Source organism: Streptosporangium sp. NPDC049078 (assembly GCF_040648855.1).
Lineage (GTDB): Bacteria > Actinomycetota > Actinomycetes > Streptosporangiales > Streptosporangiaceae > Streptosporangium.
Genome location: NZ_JBEZEL010000002.1, coordinates 321,782 through 341,821, shown reverse-complemented (window position 1 = coordinate 341,821; position 20,040 = coordinate 321,782). Strand labels below are relative to the sequence as shown.

The 20,040-nt window shown below is 69.7% G+C and carries 14 protein-coding genes and 1 pseudogene; 7 read left to right on the top strand and 8 right to left on the bottom strand.

Annotation, left to right across the window (positions count from 1 at the left end):
* Window positions 1–32: 32 nt before the first annotated feature.
* Window positions 33–4,964 (bottom strand): ATP-dependent helicase, encoded by a 4,932-nt coding sequence (locus AB0B90_RS04495; RefSeq protein WP_362920778.1) that lies wholly within the window; start codon window positions 4,962–4,964, stop codon window positions 33–35.
* A gap of 286 nt (window positions 4,965–5,250) precedes the next feature.
* On the opposite strand from AB0B90_RS04495, the gene AB0B90_RS04490 reads away from it, so the two are divergent.
* Window positions 5,251–5,739, top strand: a complete 489-nt coding sequence (locus AB0B90_RS04490) for a VOC family protein (RefSeq protein WP_350944643.1) — start codon at window positions 5,251–5,253, stop codon at window positions 5,737–5,739.
* Window positions 5,740–5,922: 183 nt separating this feature from the next.
* The gene (locus AB0B90_RS04485) at window positions 5,923–6,117 is read left to right on the top strand and encodes a DUF3046 domain-containing protein (protein WP_350944641.1); all 195 of its coding nucleotides are present in this window, start codon (window positions 5,923–5,925) and stop codon (window positions 6,115–6,117) included.
* Between the two features lie 7 nt (window positions 6,118–6,124).
* Here the strand turns inward: AB0B90_RS04485 and AB0B90_RS04480 are convergent, their stop codons facing one another.
* A complete protein-coding gene (locus AB0B90_RS04480) occupies window positions 6,125–6,400 on the bottom strand; it encodes a hypothetical protein (RefSeq protein WP_350944639.1) in 276 nt (91 codons plus the stop codon).
* Between the two features lie 628 nt (window positions 6,401–7,028).
* On the opposite strand from AB0B90_RS04480, the pseudogene recA reads away from it, so the two are divergent.
* The 3 genes and pseudogenes from recA to rny all read left to right on the top strand — a co-directional run.
* Window positions 7,029–8,015, top strand: a pseudogene (gene recA / locus AB0B90_RS04475) (recombinase RecA); the annotation flags it as partial.
* A gap of 164 nt (window positions 8,016–8,179) precedes the next feature.
* The gene (gene recX, locus AB0B90_RS04470; protein WP_350944638.1) at window positions 8,180–9,016 is read left to right on the top strand and encodes a recombination regulator RecX; all 837 of its coding nucleotides are present in this window, start codon (window positions 8,180–8,182) and stop codon (window positions 9,014–9,016) included.
* 286 nt (window positions 9,017–9,302) lie between these two features.
* Window positions 9,303–10,919 carry a ribonuclease Y gene (gene rny, locus AB0B90_RS04465; protein ID WP_350944636.1) on the top strand — a complete coding sequence of 539 codons (1,617 nt, stop codon included), beginning with the start codon at window positions 9,303–9,305 and terminating at the stop codon, window positions 10,917–10,919.
* A gap of 66 nt (window positions 10,920–10,985) precedes the next feature.
* Here rny and AB0B90_RS04460 read toward each other — a convergent pair whose 3' ends face one another.
* The 6 genes from AB0B90_RS04460 to AB0B90_RS04435 all read right to left on the bottom strand — a co-directional run bounded on the left by AB0B90_RS04460 (window position 10,986) and on the right by AB0B90_RS04435 (window position 17,136).
* A complete protein-coding gene (locus AB0B90_RS04460; protein WP_350944634.1) occupies window positions 10,986–12,863 on the bottom strand; it encodes a prolyl oligopeptidase family serine peptidase in 1,878 nt (625 codons plus the stop codon).
* 224 nt (window positions 12,864–13,087) lie between these two features.
* Entirely contained in the window at window positions 13,088–14,029 is a 942-nt protein-coding gene (locus tag AB0B90_RS04455; RefSeq protein ID WP_350944632.1) for an amino acid ABC transporter permease, read from the bottom strand.
* On the bottom strand, window positions 14,026–14,694 hold the full coding sequence (locus tag AB0B90_RS04450; protein WP_350944631.1) for an amino acid ABC transporter permease: 669 nt from the start codon (window positions 14,692–14,694) through the stop codon (window positions 14,026–14,028). Before AB0B90_RS04450 ends, AB0B90_RS04455 begins: the two co-directional genes overlap by 4 nt.
* Before the next feature lie 60 nt (window positions 14,695–14,754).
* Entirely contained in the window at window positions 14,755–15,552 is a 798-nt protein-coding gene (locus tag AB0B90_RS04445) for a glutamate ABC transporter substrate-binding protein (RefSeq protein ID WP_350944630.1), read from the bottom strand.
* Between the two features lie 79 nt (window positions 15,553–15,631).
* Window positions 15,632–16,387 (bottom strand): amino acid ABC transporter ATP-binding protein, encoded by a 756-nt coding sequence (locus AB0B90_RS04440; protein WP_350944629.1) that lies wholly within the window; start codon window positions 16,385–16,387, stop codon window positions 15,632–15,634.
* A gap of 80 nt (window positions 16,388–16,467) precedes the next feature.
* Window positions 16,468–17,136 (bottom strand): Uma2 family endonuclease, encoded by a 669-nt coding sequence (locus tag AB0B90_RS04435; RefSeq protein WP_362920877.1) that lies wholly within the window; start codon window positions 17,134–17,136, stop codon window positions 16,468–16,470.
* A gap of 172 nt (window positions 17,137–17,308) precedes the next feature.
* Here AB0B90_RS04435 and miaB point away from each other — a divergent pair, with 172 nt between their 5' ends.
* Together miaB and AB0B90_RS04425 are read left to right on the top strand one after the other, a co-directional pair.
* On the top strand, window positions 17,309–18,802 hold the full coding sequence (gene miaB / locus AB0B90_RS04430; protein ID WP_350944626.1) for a tRNA (N6-isopentenyl adenosine(37)-C2)-methylthiotransferase MiaB: 1,494 nt from the start codon (window positions 17,309–17,311) through the stop codon (window positions 18,800–18,802).
* 583 nt (window positions 18,803–19,385) lie between these two features.
* Window positions 19,386–19,937, top strand: coding sequence for a hypothetical protein (locus AB0B90_RS04425; protein ID WP_362920774.1), 552 nt, complete (start codon window positions 19,386–19,388; stop codon window positions 19,935–19,937).
* Window positions 19,938–20,040: the final 103 nt, after the last annotated feature.

Below are 20,040 nucleotides of genomic sequence, written 5' to 3'. Positions count from 1 at the left end.
CGAGATGGGACCGGACGACAGGTCACGGTGCCCTATGCCCGCAGACGCAGCCCTCTCGGGGTCGGATGGAACCCGGCGGACTCCAGGGCCGCGCCCAGGGGGGAGTCGTTGACGGCGGTGCCGTCCGCCCGCTCGACGGTGAGCTTGCCCAGGGCGCCGTCGCGCACGGCGAGCGCGAGGGCGTCGACGGCGGGCTGGAGACGATCGTCACCCGAGAAGGAGAGCAGGGTCTTGCCGCCGCGCTCGACGTAGAGGGCGAGGTGCCCGTCGACGAGCACCACCAGGGACCCGGCCTTTCTGCCCGGCTTGTGGGACACCTCCCCGGGATGGGCGGGCCACGGCAGGGCCGCGCCGTACGGATTGGCCGGGTCGGCGGCCGCCAGCACCACCGCCCGCCGGGTGCTCGCCTCCGCCCTCTCCGGCTTCCGCGTGCTCCACGGGTCGGGCGCCGGCGCCGTCTCCGGCGAGGTGGGGGAGAGGGATGTGGAGCGCATCCGGTCGACGGCGCCGGGAAGGGCGAACTGGGCGCCGCCCAGCCCTTCCACGAAGTAACCCCTACGGCATCGGCCGCTCTCCTCGAAGGCGCGAAGCACCTGGTAGACGGCGGCGAACCCGCCCGGCAGCCGTTCGGCGGTCACCGCTCCCCTGGTCACCACGCCGTGTCGCTCCAGCAGCACCTCGGCCTGGGCGTGGGCGCGCTGGGTGGTGTCCTCCGCGAGGGCGGGCAGTGCCCACCAGCGCCCGCTCACGGTGGGCGGGCCGCTCCTCGTCGGCAGCACCGCCCGACGGCGCCTGGTCGGGGCCGGGCGGTGCGCGGGGCGTCCCGTTCCGAGGACGGCCCGCAGCGGCGCGAGCGTGTCACCGGTGATCCGGCCCGACCACACCAGATCCCACACGGCGGCGGACAGGGCGCGGTCGTCCGGGACGGAACCGGTCAGGAGCGCGCCGACCCGGCTGCCCAGCTCGCGGAAGAACAGCGCGCCCCCGCCGCCGAGAACCTCCAGCACCGCCTCGTGCACCGGCGTCAGGGTGACGTCGGCGGGAGGGGGCATCAGCAGCGGCGCGGTGTCGGCGAAGTAGAGCGACACCCAGCCGTCACCGCCGGGCAGGGACCCCTGCCCTGCCCAGACCACCTCGCCCGAGGCGGTCAGCTCGTCCAGGAGCGACGGGTCGTATCCGGGCACCCGCGAGGGCAGGATGAGCGTCTCCAACGCCGACGCGGGCACCGCCGCACCCTGCAACTGCTCGATCGCGCCCACCAGCGCGTCGATCGGCGGCCTGCCCCGTGGGGGAGAGCCGCTGATGCCGTGCCAGGCGGGCGCGAAGGCGGCCAGGGTCTCCGGGGAGACCGGCTCCACCTCCTTGCGGAGCCTGGCGAGGGACCGGCGGCGCAGCATCCGCAGCACCCCCGCGTCACACCACTCTTCACCGCGGCCCCCCGGCCTGAACTCCCCGCTCACCACCCGCCCCGAGGCGGCCAGGCGGCGCAGCGCCTCGGTGACGACCGCGGCACCGAGGCCGAACCTGGCCGCGGCGGTGCTCGCGAGGAAGGGGGCGCGCGTACGGGCGTGCCGGGCGAGCAGGTCGCCCAGCGGATCGTCGACCGGCTCCAGGAACGCGTGCGGCACACCCACGGGCAGCGGCACGCCGAGCGCGTCGCGCAGCCGGGCGGCGTCCTCGATCGCCGCCCACCGCTCCTGCCCCGCCACCCGCACCCTGATGGCCCGCCGGGAGCCCTCCAGCGCGGTCAGCCACGCGGGGTCGCCCTCGCGCACGCCGACGTCCTCGGCCACGAGGGGGCCGTGGGAGCGAAGCAGGTCGGCCAGGTCCTCGGCGTCGCGCAGCGGCCTGTCCAGCCGGGCCAGCTCCCGCTCGGTGTCGGTGATCACATCGAGGTCGAGCAGCTCGCGCAGGTCCGCCTGGCCGAGCAGCTCGGCCAGCAGGCTCGTGTCGAGCGCGAGAGCCTGGGCGCGTCGCTCGGCCAGCGGGGCGTCGCCCTCGTACATGAACGCGCCGATGTAGTTGAACAGCAGCGACGCCGCGAACGGCGACGCCTGGCCGGTCTCGACCTCCACCAGCCGGACCCGCCGCGCCTCGATGTCACGCATCAGCCGGACCAGCCCCGGCACGTCGAACACGTCCTGGAGGCACTCGCGCATCGTCTCCAGCACCACCGGGAACGACCCGTAGCGGCCCGCCACGCTCAGCAGGTGTGAGGCGCGCTGCCGCTGCTGCCAGAGCGGCGACCGCCTGCCCGGCACGCGGCGCGGCAACAGCAGGGATCTTCCCGCGCACTCGCGGAACCGCGCCGCGAACAGCGCCGAGCCGCCCAGCTCCTCGGTGACGATCCGCTCGATCTCGTCCGCGTCGAAGATCGCGACATCGGACGGAGGATCGGAGAGCGTGTCGGGAACACGCAGCACGATCCCGTCGTCGGAGTGCACGGCCTGCACGTCGACGCCGTAGCGCTCCCGCAGCCGCCGCCCGATCGCCAGCGCCCACGGCGCGTGCACCCGGGCACCGTACGGGGAGTGCACCACCACCCGCCAGTCGCCCAGCTCGTCGTGGAAGCGCTCGACCAGCAACGTCCTGTCGTCCGGCACGTAGCCGGTCGCCTGCCGCTGCTCGGCCAGGTAGGAGAGCAGGTTGGCCGCGGCGAACTCGTCCAGTCCCGCCGCCCTGATCCTCTCCAGGGCGCCCTCCCGCGCCGCGTCGCCCGCTTCGGCCTTCCCCGTCTTCCCGTCCCCCGCTTTCGCTTTCCTCCTCTCTCCGTCTCCCGTGCCTCCCGCTCCGGTCTTCCCCGTCCCTCCCGCTCCGGCGCTTCTCGCCTCCGCCGCTCCGTCTTCGGCTTTCGCCGCTCCCGTCCCCGGGCTCCGGGTGCCCCCGCCTCCCACTCCGGCGTCCGCGCCCGCCGCCGACATCTCGCGGAGGAACGCGCCGATGGCCCTCCCCAGCTCCGCGGGCCGCCCCGCGGTGTCGCCGTGCCAGAACGGGAGCTTTCCCGGCTGGCCGGGGGCGGGCGTGACCAGCACCCGATCGGCCGTGATCTCCTCGATCCGCCAGGAGGTCGCGCCCAGCACGAACACGTCCCCGGCCCGCGACTCGTAGACCATCTCCTCGTCCAGCTCGCCCACCCGGGAGGACTTCTCCCCGACCAGGAACACTCCGAACAACCCCCGGTCGGGGATCGTGCCACCGTTGGTGACCGCGAGCCGCTGGGCTCCGGGACGGCCCCGCAGGGTGCCGGTCACCCGGTCCCAGACGATGCGCGGCCGCAGCTCGGCGAACTCCTCGCTCGGGTATCGCCCGGCGAGCATGTCGAGCGTCGCCTCCAGCGCGCTCCTGGGCAGCGTCCGGTAGGGGGCGGCCCGCCGCACGACCTCCTCCAGCTCGTCGACCGTCCACTCGTCCAGCGCGGTCATCGCGACGATCTGCTGGGCGAGCACGTCGAGGGGGTTGCGCGGGTAGCGCAGATCCTCGATCTCCCCGCTCCTCATCCGCTCGGCCACCACCGCCGTCTGGACCAGGTCCCCCCGGTATTTGGGGAAGATCACGCCGCGCGAGACGGCCCCCACCTGGTGCCCGGCCCGGCCGATCCGCTGCAGGCCGCTCGCCACGCTCGGCGGTGCCCCGACACACGCCACCAGGTCGACCGCGCCCATGTCGATGCCGAGCTCCAGGCTGGAGGTCGCGACCACGGCGGGCAGCCGCCCGGACTTGAGCGCCTCCTCGATCTGGGAGCGCTCCTCCTTCGACACCGAACCGTGGTGGGCTCTCACGATCTCAGGGACGACCCCCTTGGCCGCACCGGCCTGCGCCATCATCGCCGCAGGGGTGGAGATGGAGGCCGGTGGCACGGGGAACCCCTCGGCCCAGTGCACCGGCTCCGCTCCCGCGCCCTCCGCCGCCGCCCGCTCCCCGCCGTCGTCCCGTCGCTCCCACGCCAGCTCGTTGAGGCGGGTGCACAGTCTCTCCGCGAGCCGCCGGGAGTTGGCGAACACGATCGTGGAAGCGTGGTCGCCGATCAGCTCGAACAGCCGCTCCTCCACATGCGGCCAGATCGACCGCCTGGCCGGGGTCTCCGTCAGCCAGCGGTCGTCGTCGGGGGCGGGGGCGGGAGGAGGTGTGTCGAGCTCGGTCATGTCCTCGATCGGGACGACCACCTCGACCGCGATCTCCTTCTCGGAGGGCGGCTGGACCACTGTCGCCGGGCGCGTCCCACCCAGGAAGGCGGCCACCTCGCTCACCGGGCGCACGGTCGCGGACAGGCCGATCCGCTGGGCGGGCCTGGACAGGAGGGTGTCGAGCCGCTCCAGGCTGAGGGCGAGGTGCGCGCCGCGCTTGGTGGCCGCCACCGCGTGCACCTCGTCGACGACGACCGTATCCACGTCGCGTAACGCCTCGCGGGCCTGGCTGGTGAGCAGCAGGAACAGCGACTCGGGGGTGGTGATCAGGATGTCGGACGGCCTGGTCGCGAACCGGCGCCGCTCCTCGGGGGAGGTGTCGCCCGACCGGATCGCCACCGAGATCTCCGGCACCGGCAGACCGAGCCGCCGCGCGGTCTGCCTCAGCCCGGCGAGCGGGGCCCGGAGGTTGCGCTCGACGTCGACGGCGAGAGCCTTGAGCGGCGACACGTACAGGACCCGGCACCGCCTCGCCGGCTCGCCGTCCCCGCGAGAACGCCCCCGCCCGCGCCGCGAGCCCGCACCGCCCGCCTGACCCGTACCGGAGGTCTCGGCGTCGGGGGGAGGGGCGGAGGCGAGCCGGTCGAGCGACCACAGGAAGGCGGCGAGCGTCTTGCCGGAGCCGGTGGGCGCGACCACCAGGGTGTTGTCACCCCGGGCGATCGCCGCCCACGCCCCCTCCTGCGCGGCGGTCGGCGCGGAGAACGCCCCGGTGAACCAGTCTCTGGTCATCCGGGTGAAGTGGTCGAGCGCGCCGCCCGTGCCCGTTGTCTCGCTCATCGCCGCCCCCCTGGCTCCCGGTCCGGCCGACCAACCGGGTCACCGCCCATACTGCACGGTCCCACCGACAGAACCCGCCACCGCCGACCGGCGGGCGGGAGTGGACGGACCGCGCGTCACCTGCGGACACACGAACCGGCCTCGCGGCGGGAACGAGGGAGATCACGTCTCCCGGGGGTCTTCCCGACGCCCTGCGGCCATGACATGGCGTCCGGGATAGGTTGGCCCCCTGTCGTCACGGACACGACTTTGACGAACACACGACGCATTGAGTGGTGAGCTAACGGTGAGCATCGACCATCAGGCCATCGAGGCGACACGCGAGCGGATCAAGGCGGAGCACCTCAGGGAGCACCGCCCTCCGAGCAGTGCGAGGGGGTTGCACCACTTCGCGCTGATCTCCTCCGACGTCGAGACGACGATCGCGTTCTACCAGGACCTCCTGGAGTTCCCGCTCACGGAGATCTTCGAGAACCGCGACTACCGGGGGTCGAACCACTTCTTCTTCGACATCGGCAACGGCAACCTCCTCGCCTTCTTCGACTTCCCCGGCCTGGACCTCGGCCCCTACAAAGAGGTTCTCGGCGGGCTCCACCACATCGCCATCTCCGTCGATCCCTCCACGTGGGAGCGCCTGCGGGGCAAGCTGGAGGCGGCGGGAGTGCCGCACCAGGTCGAGAGTGGCGCGTCCATCTACTTCGCCGACCCCGACGGCGCACGCCTGGAGCTGCTCGCCGACCCCCTCGGCGAGATGTACGGCTCCCGAGTGCTCTGACGACTCCGCCTCCTCACCCCGGACCTCGGCCGCCCGCGTTCTCACCGGCGACGGCCCTTCCCCGTACGTCTCCCGTCCCGGTCCCGGCGGGCCTGGACGGGAGATCGGGAGACGGGGTGGTTCGCGGTCAGGCGGCGTCTCGGAACGGGCTCCCCCACCCCGGAGTGGACCCATACTTGGGGTATGCGCCTGTCGGAATTCTGGAAGCGGATGAAGTCACACTTCGGTGACCGGTACGCCGATTCATGGGCCAACGACTACGTCATCGCCGACCTCGGCGGTCGGACCGTGGTCCAGGCGCTGGCCGACGGCGTGGGGGCGAAGGAGGTCTGGCACGCCGTGTGCGGGGTGACCGACGTCTCGCCCAGGCTCCGCTGAGAGCCGGTCAGGATTCGGGAAGCGGGACGAGGAGCCTCTCCACCACCTCGGCCGCGTGCGCGGGATCGTCGGCGCTCTCCTCGCCGTCCGGTGCCCACAGGAACAGCCAGCCGTCCTTGACCGGCGTGGCGAAGACGATCGTCTGCCGGTGACTGTCGGGATGCCACACCCACAGCACGGGGGCGGTGCCGCCGAGGGTGCGGCTCGCCATCCCCCGTTGTCGCAGTTCGGCGGCGAGGGAGTCGAGATGGGCTAGGCGTTGCTGTGTGAACGCGTTGGGCACGTCGGGCACCTCGGGTCGTTTCCCCTCAGGATCACCCCAGGTCAGCCCGGTTACAACAGGCTCCAGGTAATTCTTGGAAATGTCGCCTTTCGGATGGGTTCCGGGTTCTCCGGGGCGGTTCTCCCGCCGCCGGTGCCCACGGCGCCTGGCGCCACGCGCCTCGTCGGCGGCCCCGCCGCCCGTGCCTGGTTGCGTAGACCTGTGGTGTTCTATGCCAGTTACCGGCTATTCATGTGTTTCGTAGCCATTCATGCCCGATGATGCCTGTCGCACCCGGTGTCACGCACGCCTCGCTGGTGGCTCCGCCGTCCGCGCCCCCGTGTTCGTCGGACCGCCACGCGACATCTGGACCGTCAAGGCGGACCCGCCGTCCGCGCCCACTCGTGTTCGTCCGCGTCCGTCTGTGTTCGTCGGCGCCCGGTCGCGCCCGGTCGTGCCCGGTCGTGCGCGGGTGACCTCCGCGATGGTTCGCGACTCCCGCAACCCGTGGTGCCAACGGGCGGCGATCGAACAGTCGTTCGGCTATATTGAACAGGCCACCACTCCTGGCGTGCCCTCCCGAAATTGTCGGCGGCACCCCGTAGCTTTCTGGCAACCGATCCAACCCGCGACCCTTCAGGGGGCTCCCATGGCAGCTAACGACCGCGAGAAGGCGCTTGAGACCGCACTCGCTCAGATCGAGCGTCAGTTCGGCAAGGGCTCGATCATGCGCCTGGGCGACGAGACCCGGGCTCCCATCGAGGTGATTCCCACCGGCTCCATCGCGCTCGACGTGGCCCTCGGCATCGGAGGTTTCCCACGCGGCCGCATCGTCGAGGTCTACGGTCCCGAGTCCTCGGGCAAGACCACGGTCGCCCTGCACGCGGTGGCCAACGCCCAGCGCGGCGGCGGCATCGCCGCGTTCATCGACGCCGAGCACGCGCTCGACCCGGAGTACGCCCAGAAGCTGGGCGTCGACACCGACGCGCTGCTCGTCTCCCAGCCCGACACCGGTGAGCAGGCGCTGGAGATCGCCGACATGCTGATCCGGTCCGGCGCCGTCGACCTGCTGGTCATCGACTCGGTCGCCGCACTGGTGCCCAAGGCCGAGATCGAGGGCGAGATGGGCGACAGCCACGTCGGCCTCCAGGCCCGCCTGATGTCCCAGGCGCTGCGCAAGGTCGCCGGCGCGCTCAACAACACCGGCACCACCGCGATCTTCATCAACCAGCTCCGCGAGAAGATCGGCGTGATGTTCGGTTCGCCCGAGACCACGACCGGTGGAAAGGCGCTGAAGTTCTACGCCTCGGTCCGTCTCGACATCCGCCGCATCGAGACGCTGAAGGACGGCACTGAGGCGGTCGGCAACCGCACCCGGGTGAAGATCGTCAAGAACAAGATGGCCCCGCCCTTCCGGGTGGCCGACTTCGACATCCTCTACGGCGTCGGCATCTCCCGCGAGGGTGGCCTGATCGACATGGGTGTCGAGCACGGTTTCGTCCGCAAGTCCGGCGCCTGGTACACCTACGAGGGTGACCAGCTCGGCCAGGGCAAGGAGAACGCGCGAAACTTCCTCAAGAGCCACCCGGACATGGCGAACGAGATCGAGAAGAAGATCAAGGAGAAGCTGGGTGTCGGCCCGCGCCTTGACAGCCCGGCCGCCCCGTCGCCCGTCCCCGCGGCTTCGGCCCCGGCCGCCGCGTCCGGCCGTGCGGCCGGTGCCGCGTCTTCCGCCGGGTCCGGTCGCGGTTCCAAGGCCGCCACTCCCAAGCCGGGTGACGCCTGAGTCCGGGCTGATCGATGACGACGGGACCTGACTCCGGTCCGGCCGACCAGGCCGGGCCGAGAGACTGGGGCGCCTGGCCCGACGAACCTCGGGCGGCCTCACCGGGCAGGCGTGGGCGCGACTTCGGTTCGTCCGCTTTCGAGGAAGGGTTCCGCGAGGAGACCGCGGAAGCTGCGGGCGACGCACCCCGCGGCCGGAGGAAACGTGCCTCCCGTCGTGGCGGGCGGCGCTCAGGGAGGGCTACCCCGGGTTTCCTTCCCGAAGGATCCGACGGCCCCGACGGACCAGGCGGGTCCGACGGATCGGCCGAGCGGGCAGGGGTGAGCCGGAAGTCCGAGGCCGACCCGCAGGCGGTGGCGCGAGGCATCTGTCTGCGGCTGCTGACCATGGCGCCGCGCACCCGAGCCCAGCTCGCGGAGGCGCTGCGCAAGCGTGAGGTGCCACAGGAGGCGGCGGACGCCGTGCTGGACCGCTTCTCCGAGGTCGGACTCATCGACGACGAGGCGTTCGCCGCGGCATGGGTGAGTTCACGCCACGCCGGGCGGGGGCTCGCCAGAAAGGCCCTCGCCTCGGAGCTCCGCCATCGCGGGGTGGAAGAGGAGACCGTGAAGGAAGCGGTGGATCAGCTCGATCCCGAGGAGGAGGCGGAGACCGCCCGTCGCCTCGTTCGGCGCAAGCTCTCCTCGACCCGAAGCCTGGAGCCCGCGGTCAGGACTCGCAGACTGGCCGGCATGCTCGCCCGGAAGGGATACGGCCCCGGCCTGGCCTTTCGCGTCATCCGCGAAGTGCTGGAGGACGAGGGTGCGGAAACATCGTCATTCACGGATGATTCGGGCTATCCGCTTGACTAGTCCAAAGCAGCTTGACAGCGGGTCTTTGCTTGCTCGTTACCTCTCTGACGCTTAATCTCAACGGCAGTGAGGAGTTACTCCGCGCAGTGCGGATTGTCATAGCGGTGTAGTACGGGCAAACAGGCTTGGCGGATGAGGACGGAACGACGGACCGGCGGGAAGAGCCGGTAGGTGATCCCCTCTGGGGTCACTTCTGTCCCGACAGCGCTGCCACCTGGACTTTCCGTGCCGTGCGTGTGACCCCTCGTGTGCCTGATATTTGCGACGCGAGGAAGGTGAGGCGCGCATGGATCCGGTCGTGGTCGTCATGTTGGTAGTGACGGTTGTGGCTCTCGCCGTGATGACAGCCGTGCTGGTCGTGTTGCTGCGTCGTATCGGTGGAGCCGGGCCCGTGCAGAAGGGCCCCACCCCTGAGCAGGAGGCCGAGGCCGAGACCCATCTGGAGGAGGCCAGGCGCGAGGCCGCCGACATTCGGGCGAGAGCCAGGGATGACGCCGGAGAGCTCCTGCGCAAGTCGGAGACGGCGGTCGAGGCGGCGGCGGAGATGCGCAAGGAGGCCGAGGCCGAGGGCAAGATCCTGAAGTACGAGCTCAAGGAGCTCCGGTCCGACCTCGAACGCAGGGAGAACCGGCTCGCCGAGCGGGAGCAGCGTCTCGACGAGGAGGCCAGGCGCCAGACCGACCGGGCCCGCAAGCTCGCCGAGACGGAGGTCGAGCTGGCCGACCGCCGTGAGGATCTCGAACGGGTCGCCGAGGAGCGTAAGACCATCCTGGAGCGGGTGTCCGGACTCACCAGCGACCAGGCCAAGGCCGAGTTGGTCCGAGAGATCGAGAACCAGGCCAAGCGCGAGGCCGCGCTGATCATCAGGGAGATCGAGAGCGAGGCCCGCAAGGAGGGTGAGAAGCGCGCCACCAAGATCGTCACATTGGCGGTCCAGCGGGTGGCCACCGAGCAGACCGCCGAGTCCGTGGTGAGCGTTCTGCACCTGCCGGGTGACGAGATGAAGGGGCGCATCATCGGCCGTGAGGGCCGCAACATCCGCGCCTTCGAGTCGACCACCGGCGTCAACCTGATCATCGACGACACACCGGAAGCCGTGTTGCTGTCGTGCTTCGACCCGGTCCGCAGGGAGACCGCGCGACTGACCCTGGAGAAACTCGTCCTCGACGGGCGCATCCATCCGCAGCGCATCGAGGAGGCCCACGAGCGCAGCAAGGCGGAGGTCCAGGAATTGTGCGTGCGCGCCGGTGAGGACGCCTTGGTGGAGCTCGGCATCACCGATATGCATCCCGAGCTGGTCACCCTTCTCGGCCAGCTTCGTTACCGCACCTCCTACGGCCAGAACGTGCTCGGTCACCTCATCGAGTCCGCCCACATCGCCGGAATCATGGCGGCCGAGCTGCGGCTCGACACGACACTGCTCAAGCGCTGCACGCTCCTGCACGACATCGGCAAGGCGCTCACCCATGAGGTCGAGGGCAGCCACGCGCTCATCGGCGCCGAGATCGCCAGACGCTACGGCGAGCACGAGGACGTCGTCCACGCCATCGAGGCCCACCACAACGAGGTCGAGGTCAAGACGGTCGAGGCCGTCCTCACCCAGGCCGCCGACGCGATCAGCGGCGGCCGCCCCGGAGCCCGCCGCGAGTCGCTGGAGGCCTACGTCAAGCGACTGGAGCGGCTTGAGGAGATCGCCACCTCCTACGAGGGCGTCGAGAAGGTCTTCGCCATGCAGGCGGGGCGGGAGATCAGGGTGATGGTGAAGCCCGACGCGGTCGACGACATCCAGGCCCAGGTGATCGCCCGAGATGTCGCCAAACAGGTCGAGGAGGAGCTCACCTACCCCGGCCAGATCCGCATCACGGTCGTCCGTGAATCGCGGGCCACCGAGTTCGCCCGCTGACCCCGCCGAACCGTCGCCCCCGCCGAACCGCTGAAAACCCGTTGAGCCGCTGACCTCGCCGACCGGTCAGGAGTGGAAGATCTGCTGATAGAAGGCGAGCTCGGTGGCGAGGGCCGCACTACGGGTCTCGGCACGGCGGAACCCGTGGGCCTCGCCCTCGAACGTGAGGTAGGTGCAGGGGACGCCGCGTTCGGTGAGAGCGTCGACGAAGGCCTGAGACTGCGCCGGAGGGACCACCGGGTCGGACAGCCCCTGCAGGAGCAGCATGGGACAGCTCACCCCCGCCACGCGGCCGACCGGCTCGCGCGAGGCGTACAGGGCGGGATCCTCCGGGCCGATCAGCCACTCGACGTAGCGTGACTCGAAGTCGTGGGTGGTCGCGCTGAAGTTGGCGAGTCCGCTCACGCCGTAGTAGGAGACACCCCCGGCGAACGCCTCGGACGCGCAGCAGGCCGCCATGACCGTCCATCCGCCCGCGCTGCCGCCCCTGATCGCGATCCGCGCCGGGTCGCCCAGACCTTCCGCGGCCAGCCACTCGGCCGCGGCGATCGAGTCTTCGACGTCGACCACGCCCCACTGGCCGTGCAGCCGCTCGCGATAGACGCGGCCGTAGCCGGTGGAACCGCCGTAGTTGACGTCGAGCACACCGATGCCCCTGCTGGTGAAGAACGCCTTCTCCAGGTCGAGTGCGCCGACACTGTGCCCGGTCGGCCCGCCGTGCACGAACACGACGTACGGCGCGGGGCCCTCGCCACGCGCCTCGGGGTTGGACGGAGGGTAGAGGAACGCGTGCACCTCGCGCCCGAACCGGGTCTCGAACTCCACGGGCCTGGCGAGTGGCAGGTAACCGGCGTCGGGCAGCTCGTTGACGTCCCTGCGGAGCTCCTCCACCCGCTCGGTCACGGTGTCGACCCGGATGATGGACCGGGGCAGCGCGGGACCGTACCCGATTCCGACCAGGGCGTGCCCGTCGGTGGCGAGCACCGCGTCCCAGCCCTCGTAGGGCACGTCCAGGTCGCTCAGCACGCCGCTGTCCGGGTCGAAGACCCCCAGACGCAGGTTGCCCCGCCCATGCAGGACCGCGAGGCTCCCGTCGGCCATCGGTGCGTACGGCACCGCGCCGAGCTGCCACAGCGGACCCGCGAACTCCTCCTCCGCCGGGTAGAGCGCCCTTGGCTCGGTGCCGTATATCCCGACCAGGTAGAGGTTCCACCAGCCCGACCAGTCGGAGATCAGGTAGAGGCTCTGCTCGTCACGCCACTGAGGGGCGAGCACCGACTCGGAGACGCCGCCCCGCACCTTCCAGGCGGTGCCGTCGGCGAGCCGGGAGACCCACAACTCGGTGCCGTTCCACGGCATCCGGGGGTGGTCCCAGCAGACGAAGGCGAGGTGCTCGCCGTCGGGGGAGAGGGTGGGGAAGGCGTAGAAGTCGTGGCCGCCGGCCCGCTCGCGCGGCGCGTCCTCACCGGACAGCGGGATGGACACGATCGACCGGCTCACCCGGCCGTCGTCGTGACGCTCCCTCACGCACCAGATCTGCCCGTCGTGGACGACCAGGTCCGCGTAGCGCAGGCCGGCCGGCTCCTCGGGCTCCGGCGTGAGGGGTCTGGGCTCACCGCCGGCGGGCAGTAGGTAGAGGCGCTGGTCGACGAAGTTGGTGAACACCACGCCCTCGCCGGGCACCACCGCGTACGACCGCCCGCCGTACTCGTGGACCCTGGTCCTGGCGCTCCACGGCGCGCTCAGCAGCTCGCGCTGGGCTCCGTCGGCACTGCGGTGCATGATGGTGGTCCGTCCGCCCTCGGCGGGACGGTCCTCGGTCCACCAGACCTCCTCGCCGAGAACAGTCGGGTATCCGAGGCGCAGCCCGGAACGGGCGACGTCGGAGGTGGAGACCGGCGACGGCCACGTGGCGTACGGCAGGACGACCTGCTCGGGGGACATGGCGTAATCCTGCCCGATAACCCGTCGCGTGTCGCCGGTATCACGCTCGCGTCATCGGAGATATGCCGTCGGTGAACCGAGCGGGCCGTGAGATCAGGGGGAATGATGAGGTGAGGGCGGTTGGCCCGATCTCTGGCATAAATCGGCCTGCGGAGGTTTTTACCCACCTGTCACACGGAAGGGCGGTCACCGGATCCGGTGACCGCCCTTCGGCTGCCGTACTCCTACGGCGCGGGGTTGCCGGGGCCGTCCTCGACCGCCGTCGGCGAGTCGGGCCGGGCGATCGGCTTGGCCGCGGTCTTCCTGCTGCGACGGCTCCGTCTCTCCAGCCAGGTGGCGACGGCGCCCACCATCACGTTGATGATGATGTAGATGATCGCGATGACGATCACAGCGGGAATGATGTTGTTGAAGTTGGAGGGCAGCACGCGTGCCCCCGCGTTCAGCAGGTCCTCGAACGACACGATGAAGCCGAGGGCGGTGTCCTTCAGGAGGACCACCAGCTGCGCGACGATCGCCGGCATCATGACCGTGACCGCCTGCGGCAGCAGGATCATCCGCATCACCTGGCCGGGACGCATGCCGACCGCGAGCGCGGCCTCGCTCTGCCCCCGTGGGATCGACAGGATGCCCGCCCGGACGATCTCCGCCAGCACCGAGCCGTTGTAGAGGACGAGGCCGATCACCACCGCCCAGAACGGCGTCACGGTGAGCCCGAAGACCGCGCTGCCGCCGAACATCACCGCGAAGATCATGATCAGCAGCGGGATCGCCCTGAAGAACTCGACGACCGCACCGGCGGCGCGCCGGATCCAGGCGTTCGTGGAGAGCCTGCCGATGCCGAAGACGAACCCGAAGGGCACCGCGATCAGGGCGGCGACCGCGGCCGCGGTGAGCGTGTTCACCAGGCCGGGCAGGATCAGGTTGATCCACACGTCGCCGCGCAGGAACGGCGTCCACAACTCGGCGCTGAGCTGGTTCTTCTCGCCGAGCTTGGTCACCATCACGTACACCGCGAACAGCACGGCGAGGATGACGAGCACGGTGAGAACGTTGTTGCGGATCCGGGCCCTGGGGCCGGGAATGTCGTACAGGACGCTGACGCGTTCCGAGCTCTCGGCGCGCCGCTTGCGTGCCGGGGGTCGCTCCGTGGTCACCGCGGTCATCGGACCACCGCCAGGCGCTTGGCGAGCCACCCGAACAGCAGCCCGGTCGGCAGGGTCAGGATCAGGAAGCCCAGCGCGAACCCGGCGAAGATCTGGATGACCGCGTCGCCGTGCGCCTCGAACAGGGTCTTCATGGTCAGGGACGCCTCACCCACCCCGATGGCCGCGGCGATCGTGGTGTTCTTGATCAACGCGATCAGGACGCTGCCCAGCGGGGCGATCACCGCGCGGAACGCCTGGGGCAGCACGATCAGCCTCAGGTTCTGTCCGAAGGTGAGCCCGATGGCACGGGCCGCCTCCGCCTGGCCGACCGGGACCGTGTTGATCCCGGCGCGGATCGCCTCGCAGACGAACGCCGCCGTGTAGGCGGACAGTCCGATGATGGAGAGCCACAGGTAGTTGGTGGACAGGCTCTCGGAGAACGAGACGTCCAGGACCAGGCCGAGCCCCAGCCCGCAGAACACGATCACCAGGGTCAGCGGGGTGTTCCGCAGGGTGTTCACGTACGCCGTGGCGATCCCGCGAAGGACCGGCAGCGGGCTGACCCGCATGCCCGCGAGGATCGTCCCGAGCACGAGCGCCACCAGGCCGCTGGCGAGGGTGAGCCGGATCGTCAGCCAGAAAGCGTCCAGAATGACCTGGTATTCATCGAAGAGTGCCTGCACTCATCCCTCCCGTGGTCACAGGCCGGGGCGTCCGTACGCCCCGGCCGAGGTGTGACCGAATCAGTAGCGCTCGACGGTCGGCGGGTTGGTGAAGAACTTGCCGAACTCGCCGAAGTTGGCGTCGATGGCCTTCTTCCAGCTGCCGTCCGTGAACATCTTCTCCACGGCCGCGTTGACCTTCTCGCGGGTCTCCGTGTCCTCCAGCTTCAGGCCGATGCCGTACTTCTCCTCGGAGAAGGGCTGGCCGACGAGGCGGAACTTGCCGGGAGACTGGGTGGCGAAGCCGGCCAGGATCGTCGCGTCGGTGGAGATCGCGTCGACCTGCTTGTTCTCCAGCAGCGGCAGGCAGGCGCCGTAGCCCTGCTGCTCGGTGAGGAAGCCGCTCTTCCACTCGTCGCCGAACTTCTCGACCAGGCGGGCGGGGGAGGAGGAGCCCTGGGCGCCACAGACCTTCTTGGTCTTGAGGTCCTCGACACTGTTGATCGTGGTGTCGTCCGCCCGGGTCAGGATGTCCTGGCCGGTGACCAGGTACGGGCCGGCGAAGGCGACCTTCTTCTTGCGGTCGTCGGTGATCGAGTAGGTCGCGATCACAGCGTTGACCTGGCCCTGCTGGATGAAGGACTCACGGTTGGCCGAGATGGCCTCCTTGAACTCAATCTTGTCGTCCGTGTAGCCGAGCTCCTTGGCGATATAGCGGGCGACATCGACGTCGAAACCCTTGAAGGAGCCGTCAGGCTGCTTCTGGCCGAGACCAGGCTGGTCGACCTTGATTCCCACGACGAACTTGTCGCCTCCGCTGCCGCCGTCGTCGCCGCACGCGGTCAGGCCGGCCAGCGCCGCCGCGGCTGCGATGACCACGGCTCCAATACGACGTACACGCATTCTTGCTACCTCTTTTTCGTCAGGGACATCAGGAACATCAGGGGTGAGCAGGCCGTCAGTGAGTGAGGATCTTGGAAAGAAAATCCTTGGCCCGGTCGGTCCGGGCGTTGGTGAAGAACTCCTCGGGGGTGTTCTCCTCCACGATCTGGCCCTCGGCCATGAACACCACGCGGTTCGCCGCGCGGCGGGCGAAGCCCATCTCGTGGGTGACGACCATCATCGTCATCCCCTCCTGGGCAAGACCGATCATGACGTCGAGCACCTCCTGGACCATCTCCGGGTCGAGTGCCGAGGTCGGCTCGTCGAACAGGATCATCTTGGGGTCCATGGCCAGGGCGCGGGCGATCGCCACGCGCTGCTGCTGGCCTCCCGAGAGCTGCGCGGGATACTTCGACGCCTGGGCGCCGATACCGACCCGCTCCAGCAACTCCATGCCCCGCCGCTCCGCGGCCTCCTTCGCGACGCCGCGAACCTTGATCGGCCCAAGGGTGACGTTCTCGAGGATCGTCTTGTGGGCGAACAGGTTGAAGGACTGGAACACCATCCCGACCTCGGACCTGAGCTTGGCCAGGGTCTTGCCCTCCACCGCGAGCGGCTGCCCGTCGAAGGTGATGGTCCCCTCGTCGATCGCCTCCAGCCGGTTGATCGTCCGGCAGAGGGTCGACTTGCCGCCGCCCGACGGGCCGATGACGACGAGGACCTCGCCGCGGGAGATCGTCAGATTGATGTCCCGAAGGACGTGCAGGCTGCCGAAGTGCTTGTTGACACCTTCAAGCACGACCAGAGGAGTCTTGTCCCCGTTCTCCGTCATGCTGGACAACGTAATTCTGTAAAGGGCACCTGAGGCTAACCCTGCGGTACCGATCAGATCACGTCCTGCTCACGCCTTGATCATCGGAGCCTGCCCAGGGTAGCCGGGTCGAGGGTGAGCTTGAAGGGTTCCGTCAGGTCCACGGTCGTCCCGGCGGCGACACGATGGATGAGCTGATATTCGCCGTTCTCGTCGAGCGCGTACGTGAAGATCACCGGAAGATCGTCGGAGCCCTGCCCTCGGAACGACTTCATCTCTACGCGCCAGAAGTGAGGGATGCCCACCTCCGCATATTTCGCGTGCTTGATGATCCGATCCGTGGCCGTAGTGGACCTGGAGACTATCTCCACCACCAGGTGGACCCATTCGGGCTGCGCGACCTCCGCGCCCTCCTCGAAAGGTGCCGCCTCCACCACCATCAGATCGGGAATGACGCCGGGCTTGCGATCCAGGAGAAGACCTGTCGCGGTAACGGGGATCAAATCCTCCGGCGTCACCGTCTCCAGATAGGTCTGAAGACGGTCTCCGATGCGCTGGTGTCTGAAGGGGGGAGCGGGGGACACGATGAGGCTCCCGTCGATGAGCTCGTAGCGACCGCCGTCGTCTCGCGAGTTGAGCTCGGACCACTCGTCGAGGCTGAGTTCGCCTGGGGTCTCCCAGATGGCCGTTTTCGGCGCCGCTGTTTTCCGGCGGGGCTTCTTGGTGGGCTTCTTGGCCTTCAACGGGGCCTCCGAGGTCTGCACGAGCATCGCCACCGTGGCTCACCACTCTCAGCTGTCGGTCGAGTCCTAATTCTCGCATGCGGCTTTGGAACCCCAGCTTAGCGAGAAGATTGACGCTGGGCGACCATTCGATTACCTGGAGTTCGGTGGGTCGAGGGCGTACCTGAAGGTTCGGCGGAGCGCCTACCCTTGTCGTGAGATGACTGCCACCGTGGAGAGCGCCCGCACGTACGAGGTCCGTACCTATGGGTGCCAGATGAACGTGCACGACTCGGAGCGCCTGTCGGGCCTCCTGGAAGACGCCGGATACGTCCCGGCCGCCCAGGGGGAGACGGCCGACGTGGTCGTGTTCAACACCTGTGCCGTACGGGAGAACGCCGACAACAAGCTTTACGGCAACCTCGGCCACCTGCGTCCCTCGAAGGTGGGCAACCCCGGCATGCAGATCGCCGTGGGCGGCTGCCTGGCGCAGAAGGACCAGGGGGAGATCGTCCGCAGGGCGCCCTGGGTGGACGTGGTGTTCGGCACCCACAACATCGGCTCGCTGCCGGTGCTGCTCGAGCGGGCGCGCGTCCAGCGGGAGGCCCAGGTCGAGATCAAGGAATCCCTGGAGACCTTCCCGAGCACGCTGCCGACCAAGCGCGAGTCCGCCTACGCCGCGTGGGTGTCGGTCTCCGTGGGATGCAACAACACCTGCACGTTCTGCATCGTGCCCGCGCTGCGCGGCAAGGAGAAGGACCGCCGTCCCGGTGACATCCTGAACGAGGTGCGCACCCTGGTCGACCAGGGCGTGCTGGAGATCACCCTCCTCGGTCAGAACGTCAACACCTACGGCGTGGAGTTCGGCGACCGGCTCGCCTTCGGCAAGCTCCTGCGGGCCTGCGGCGACATCGAGGGGCTGGAGCGGGTCCGTTTCACCAGCCCGCACCCGGCGGCCTTCACCGACGACGTGATCGCGGCCATGGCCGAGACGCCCAATGTGATGCACCAGCTCCACATGCCGCTGCAGTCGGGCTCCGACCGGGTCCTCAAGGCCATGCGCCGTTCCTACCGGGCCGAGCGCTACCTGGGCATCATCGAGCGGGTCCGCGCGGCGATGCCCGACGCGGCGATCTCCACCGACATCATCGTGGGCTTCCCCGGCGAGACCGAGGAGGACTTCCAGGGCACCCTCGACGTGGTGCGCGAGTCGCGGTTCGCCAACGCCTTCACGTTCCAGTACTCCATCCGGCCTGGCACCCCCGCCGCCACCATGGACGACCAGATTCCCAAGGAGGTCGTGCAGGAGCGCTACGAGCGGCTCGTCGCCCTGCAGACCGAGATCTCCTGGGCGGAGAACAAGAAGCAGGTCGGCCGGACGCTCGAGGTGCTGGTCGCCGAGGGCGAGGGGCGCAAGGACGAGGCGACCCACCGTATGTCGGGGCGGGCCCCCGACAACCGTCTGGTGCACTTCACCCCCGGTGCGGAGGTTCCGCGTCCCGGTGACGTGGTGAGCGCCGAGGTCACGTACGCGGCGCCGCATCACCTGGTCGCCGACGGTCCGGCTCTGAGGCTCCGCCGCACCCGCGCGGGCGACGCCTGGCAGGCGCGTCAGGGCGCCCCCGCCGGGGCCGGTTCCGGGGTCATGCTCGGCATGCCCTCGATCGGCCGCCCCGCCCCGCTCCCCGAGGCCTCGGGCTGCTCCGTCTCCTGAGGATCCGGTCTCCCGACCTCCGGGGTCCCGCCCTTCCGAGGGACCTTCGGGAGACACGACGGTCGTCGGCCGCGAGGTCCCGGTGATCCCCGGGCCTCGTCGTCGCGGCCGAGGGCGTTCTCCGGGGTCGGTGGGCCGCGAGCGCTCGGGCCGAACGGTGGGGCGGCTCACGGCGCATCCGGTCATCGCAATCCCCGCTCCACCCGGTGAGAAGGTCCCGCTCGTCTCCCGGCAGGGGCCTGTGCCCTCGGCTGGAGGACCGTCGCTCCCTCTCCTTGAAGGAGGGATTTTCTCGGATTTGCTCACTTCGGAGGAGATCTTCCGATTGTTTTTGGGATGCTTCTCCGAGCGGTGCGATTCCATGATCGAATCGCCGGAACCCCCGGTGGGGGCGGTGATTTCGGCAGCGCCGACGCTCCTGCCAGGGAGTACCTGTGCGCCGTAGCCGTCGGCCCCTTAACGGATGATATTTCGTGATTCATCCGTGATTGATGTGCGAGCATTTCCCTGCTGTGGCTACTGTGGTTCAGCACCCGCGGAAGCCGTGGAGGTTTCCCCCCGAGAACCGCAGGGAGTTTTCCCCATGCACGTCCCTCCATCTTCGGGCAGTCCCGAGGAGCCAGAGATCATCGTCGGACCCGCCGACGAGCCCAGACAGTCACGTAAATCCCGTAAGCCCCGACGGAGAAGCGGCCTGGCCATAGCCGTCTTCTCCGTGCTCGCCGCCGCCCTCCTGGGCGGAGGTGCCGTCTTCGCCTTCGTGAACGCCGGGGGCGACGATCCCCGAGCGCCGGCGGTGCCGGACAGCGCCCAGGAGGCGGTCCAGGAGCCCGAGCCGGACCAGAGCTCGCCGCAGGACGAGAAGCAGAAGCCGAAGAAGAGCGCGGACGTCGCCTCCGGAGGCGACGACACGTCCACCGGAGGCGGTGGCTCAGGCGCCAACACCAACACCAACGCCAACGCCGGGGGCGGCGGAACGGGCGGGAACGAGCCGGCCGCCGGGAGGCCCGCGGAGGACAAGCCGTCGAAGCAGCGGCAGAGCAGCCCGCAGAAGCCGCAGGGCACCCAGGAGGGCGATCTGAGCGACGGCCCTGCCGGCTATGTGCATCCCCAGGGGCCCGTCGGCGGCTACTGACCCAGGGTCGATGAGCCAAAGATGATCGGTACGGCCGGGGCGCGGTGCGAGAAGCACCGCGCCCCGGCGCGTTTCCGGATCTTGTAAGACCATCCTCGCCCCG

Coding starts and splice junctions, on each gene's coding strand:
- AB0B90_RS04495 (WP_362920778.1), bottom strand. CDS start 4,964: ATGAGCGAGACAACGGGCACGGGCGGCGCGCTCGACCACTTCACCCGG.
- AB0B90_RS04485 (WP_350944641.1), top strand. CDS start 5,923: ATGCGCCTGTCGGAATTCTGGAAGCGGATGAAGTCACACTTCGGTGAC.
- recX (WP_350944638.1), top strand. CDS start 8,180: ATGACGACGGGACCTGACTCCGGTCCGGCCGACCAGGCCGGGCCGAGA.
- rny (WP_350944636.1), top strand. CDS start 9,303: ATGGATCCGGTCGTGGTCGTCATGTTGGTAGTGACGGTTGTGGCTCTC.
- AB0B90_RS04460 (WP_350944634.1), bottom strand. CDS start 12,863: ATGTCCCCCGAGCAGGTCGTCCTGCCGTACGCCACGTGGCCGTCGCCG.
- AB0B90_RS04455 (WP_350944632.1), bottom strand. CDS start 14,029: ATGACCGCGGTGACCACGGAGCGACCCCCGGCACGCAAGCGGCGCGCC.
- AB0B90_RS04440 (WP_350944629.1), bottom strand. CDS start 16,387: ATGACGGAGAACGGGGACAAGACTCCTCTGGTCGTGCTTGAAGGTGTC.
- AB0B90_RS04435 (WP_362920877.1), bottom strand. CDS start 17,136: ATGCTCGTGCAGACCTCGGAGGCCCCGTTGAAGGCCAAGAAGCCCACC.
- miaB (WP_350944626.1), top strand. CDS start 17,309: ATGACTGCCACCGTGGAGAGCGCCCGCACGTACGAGGTCCGTACCTAT.
- AB0B90_RS04425 (WP_362920774.1), top strand. CDS start 19,386: ATGCACGTCCCTCCATCTTCGGGCAGTCCCGAGGAGCCAGAGATCATC.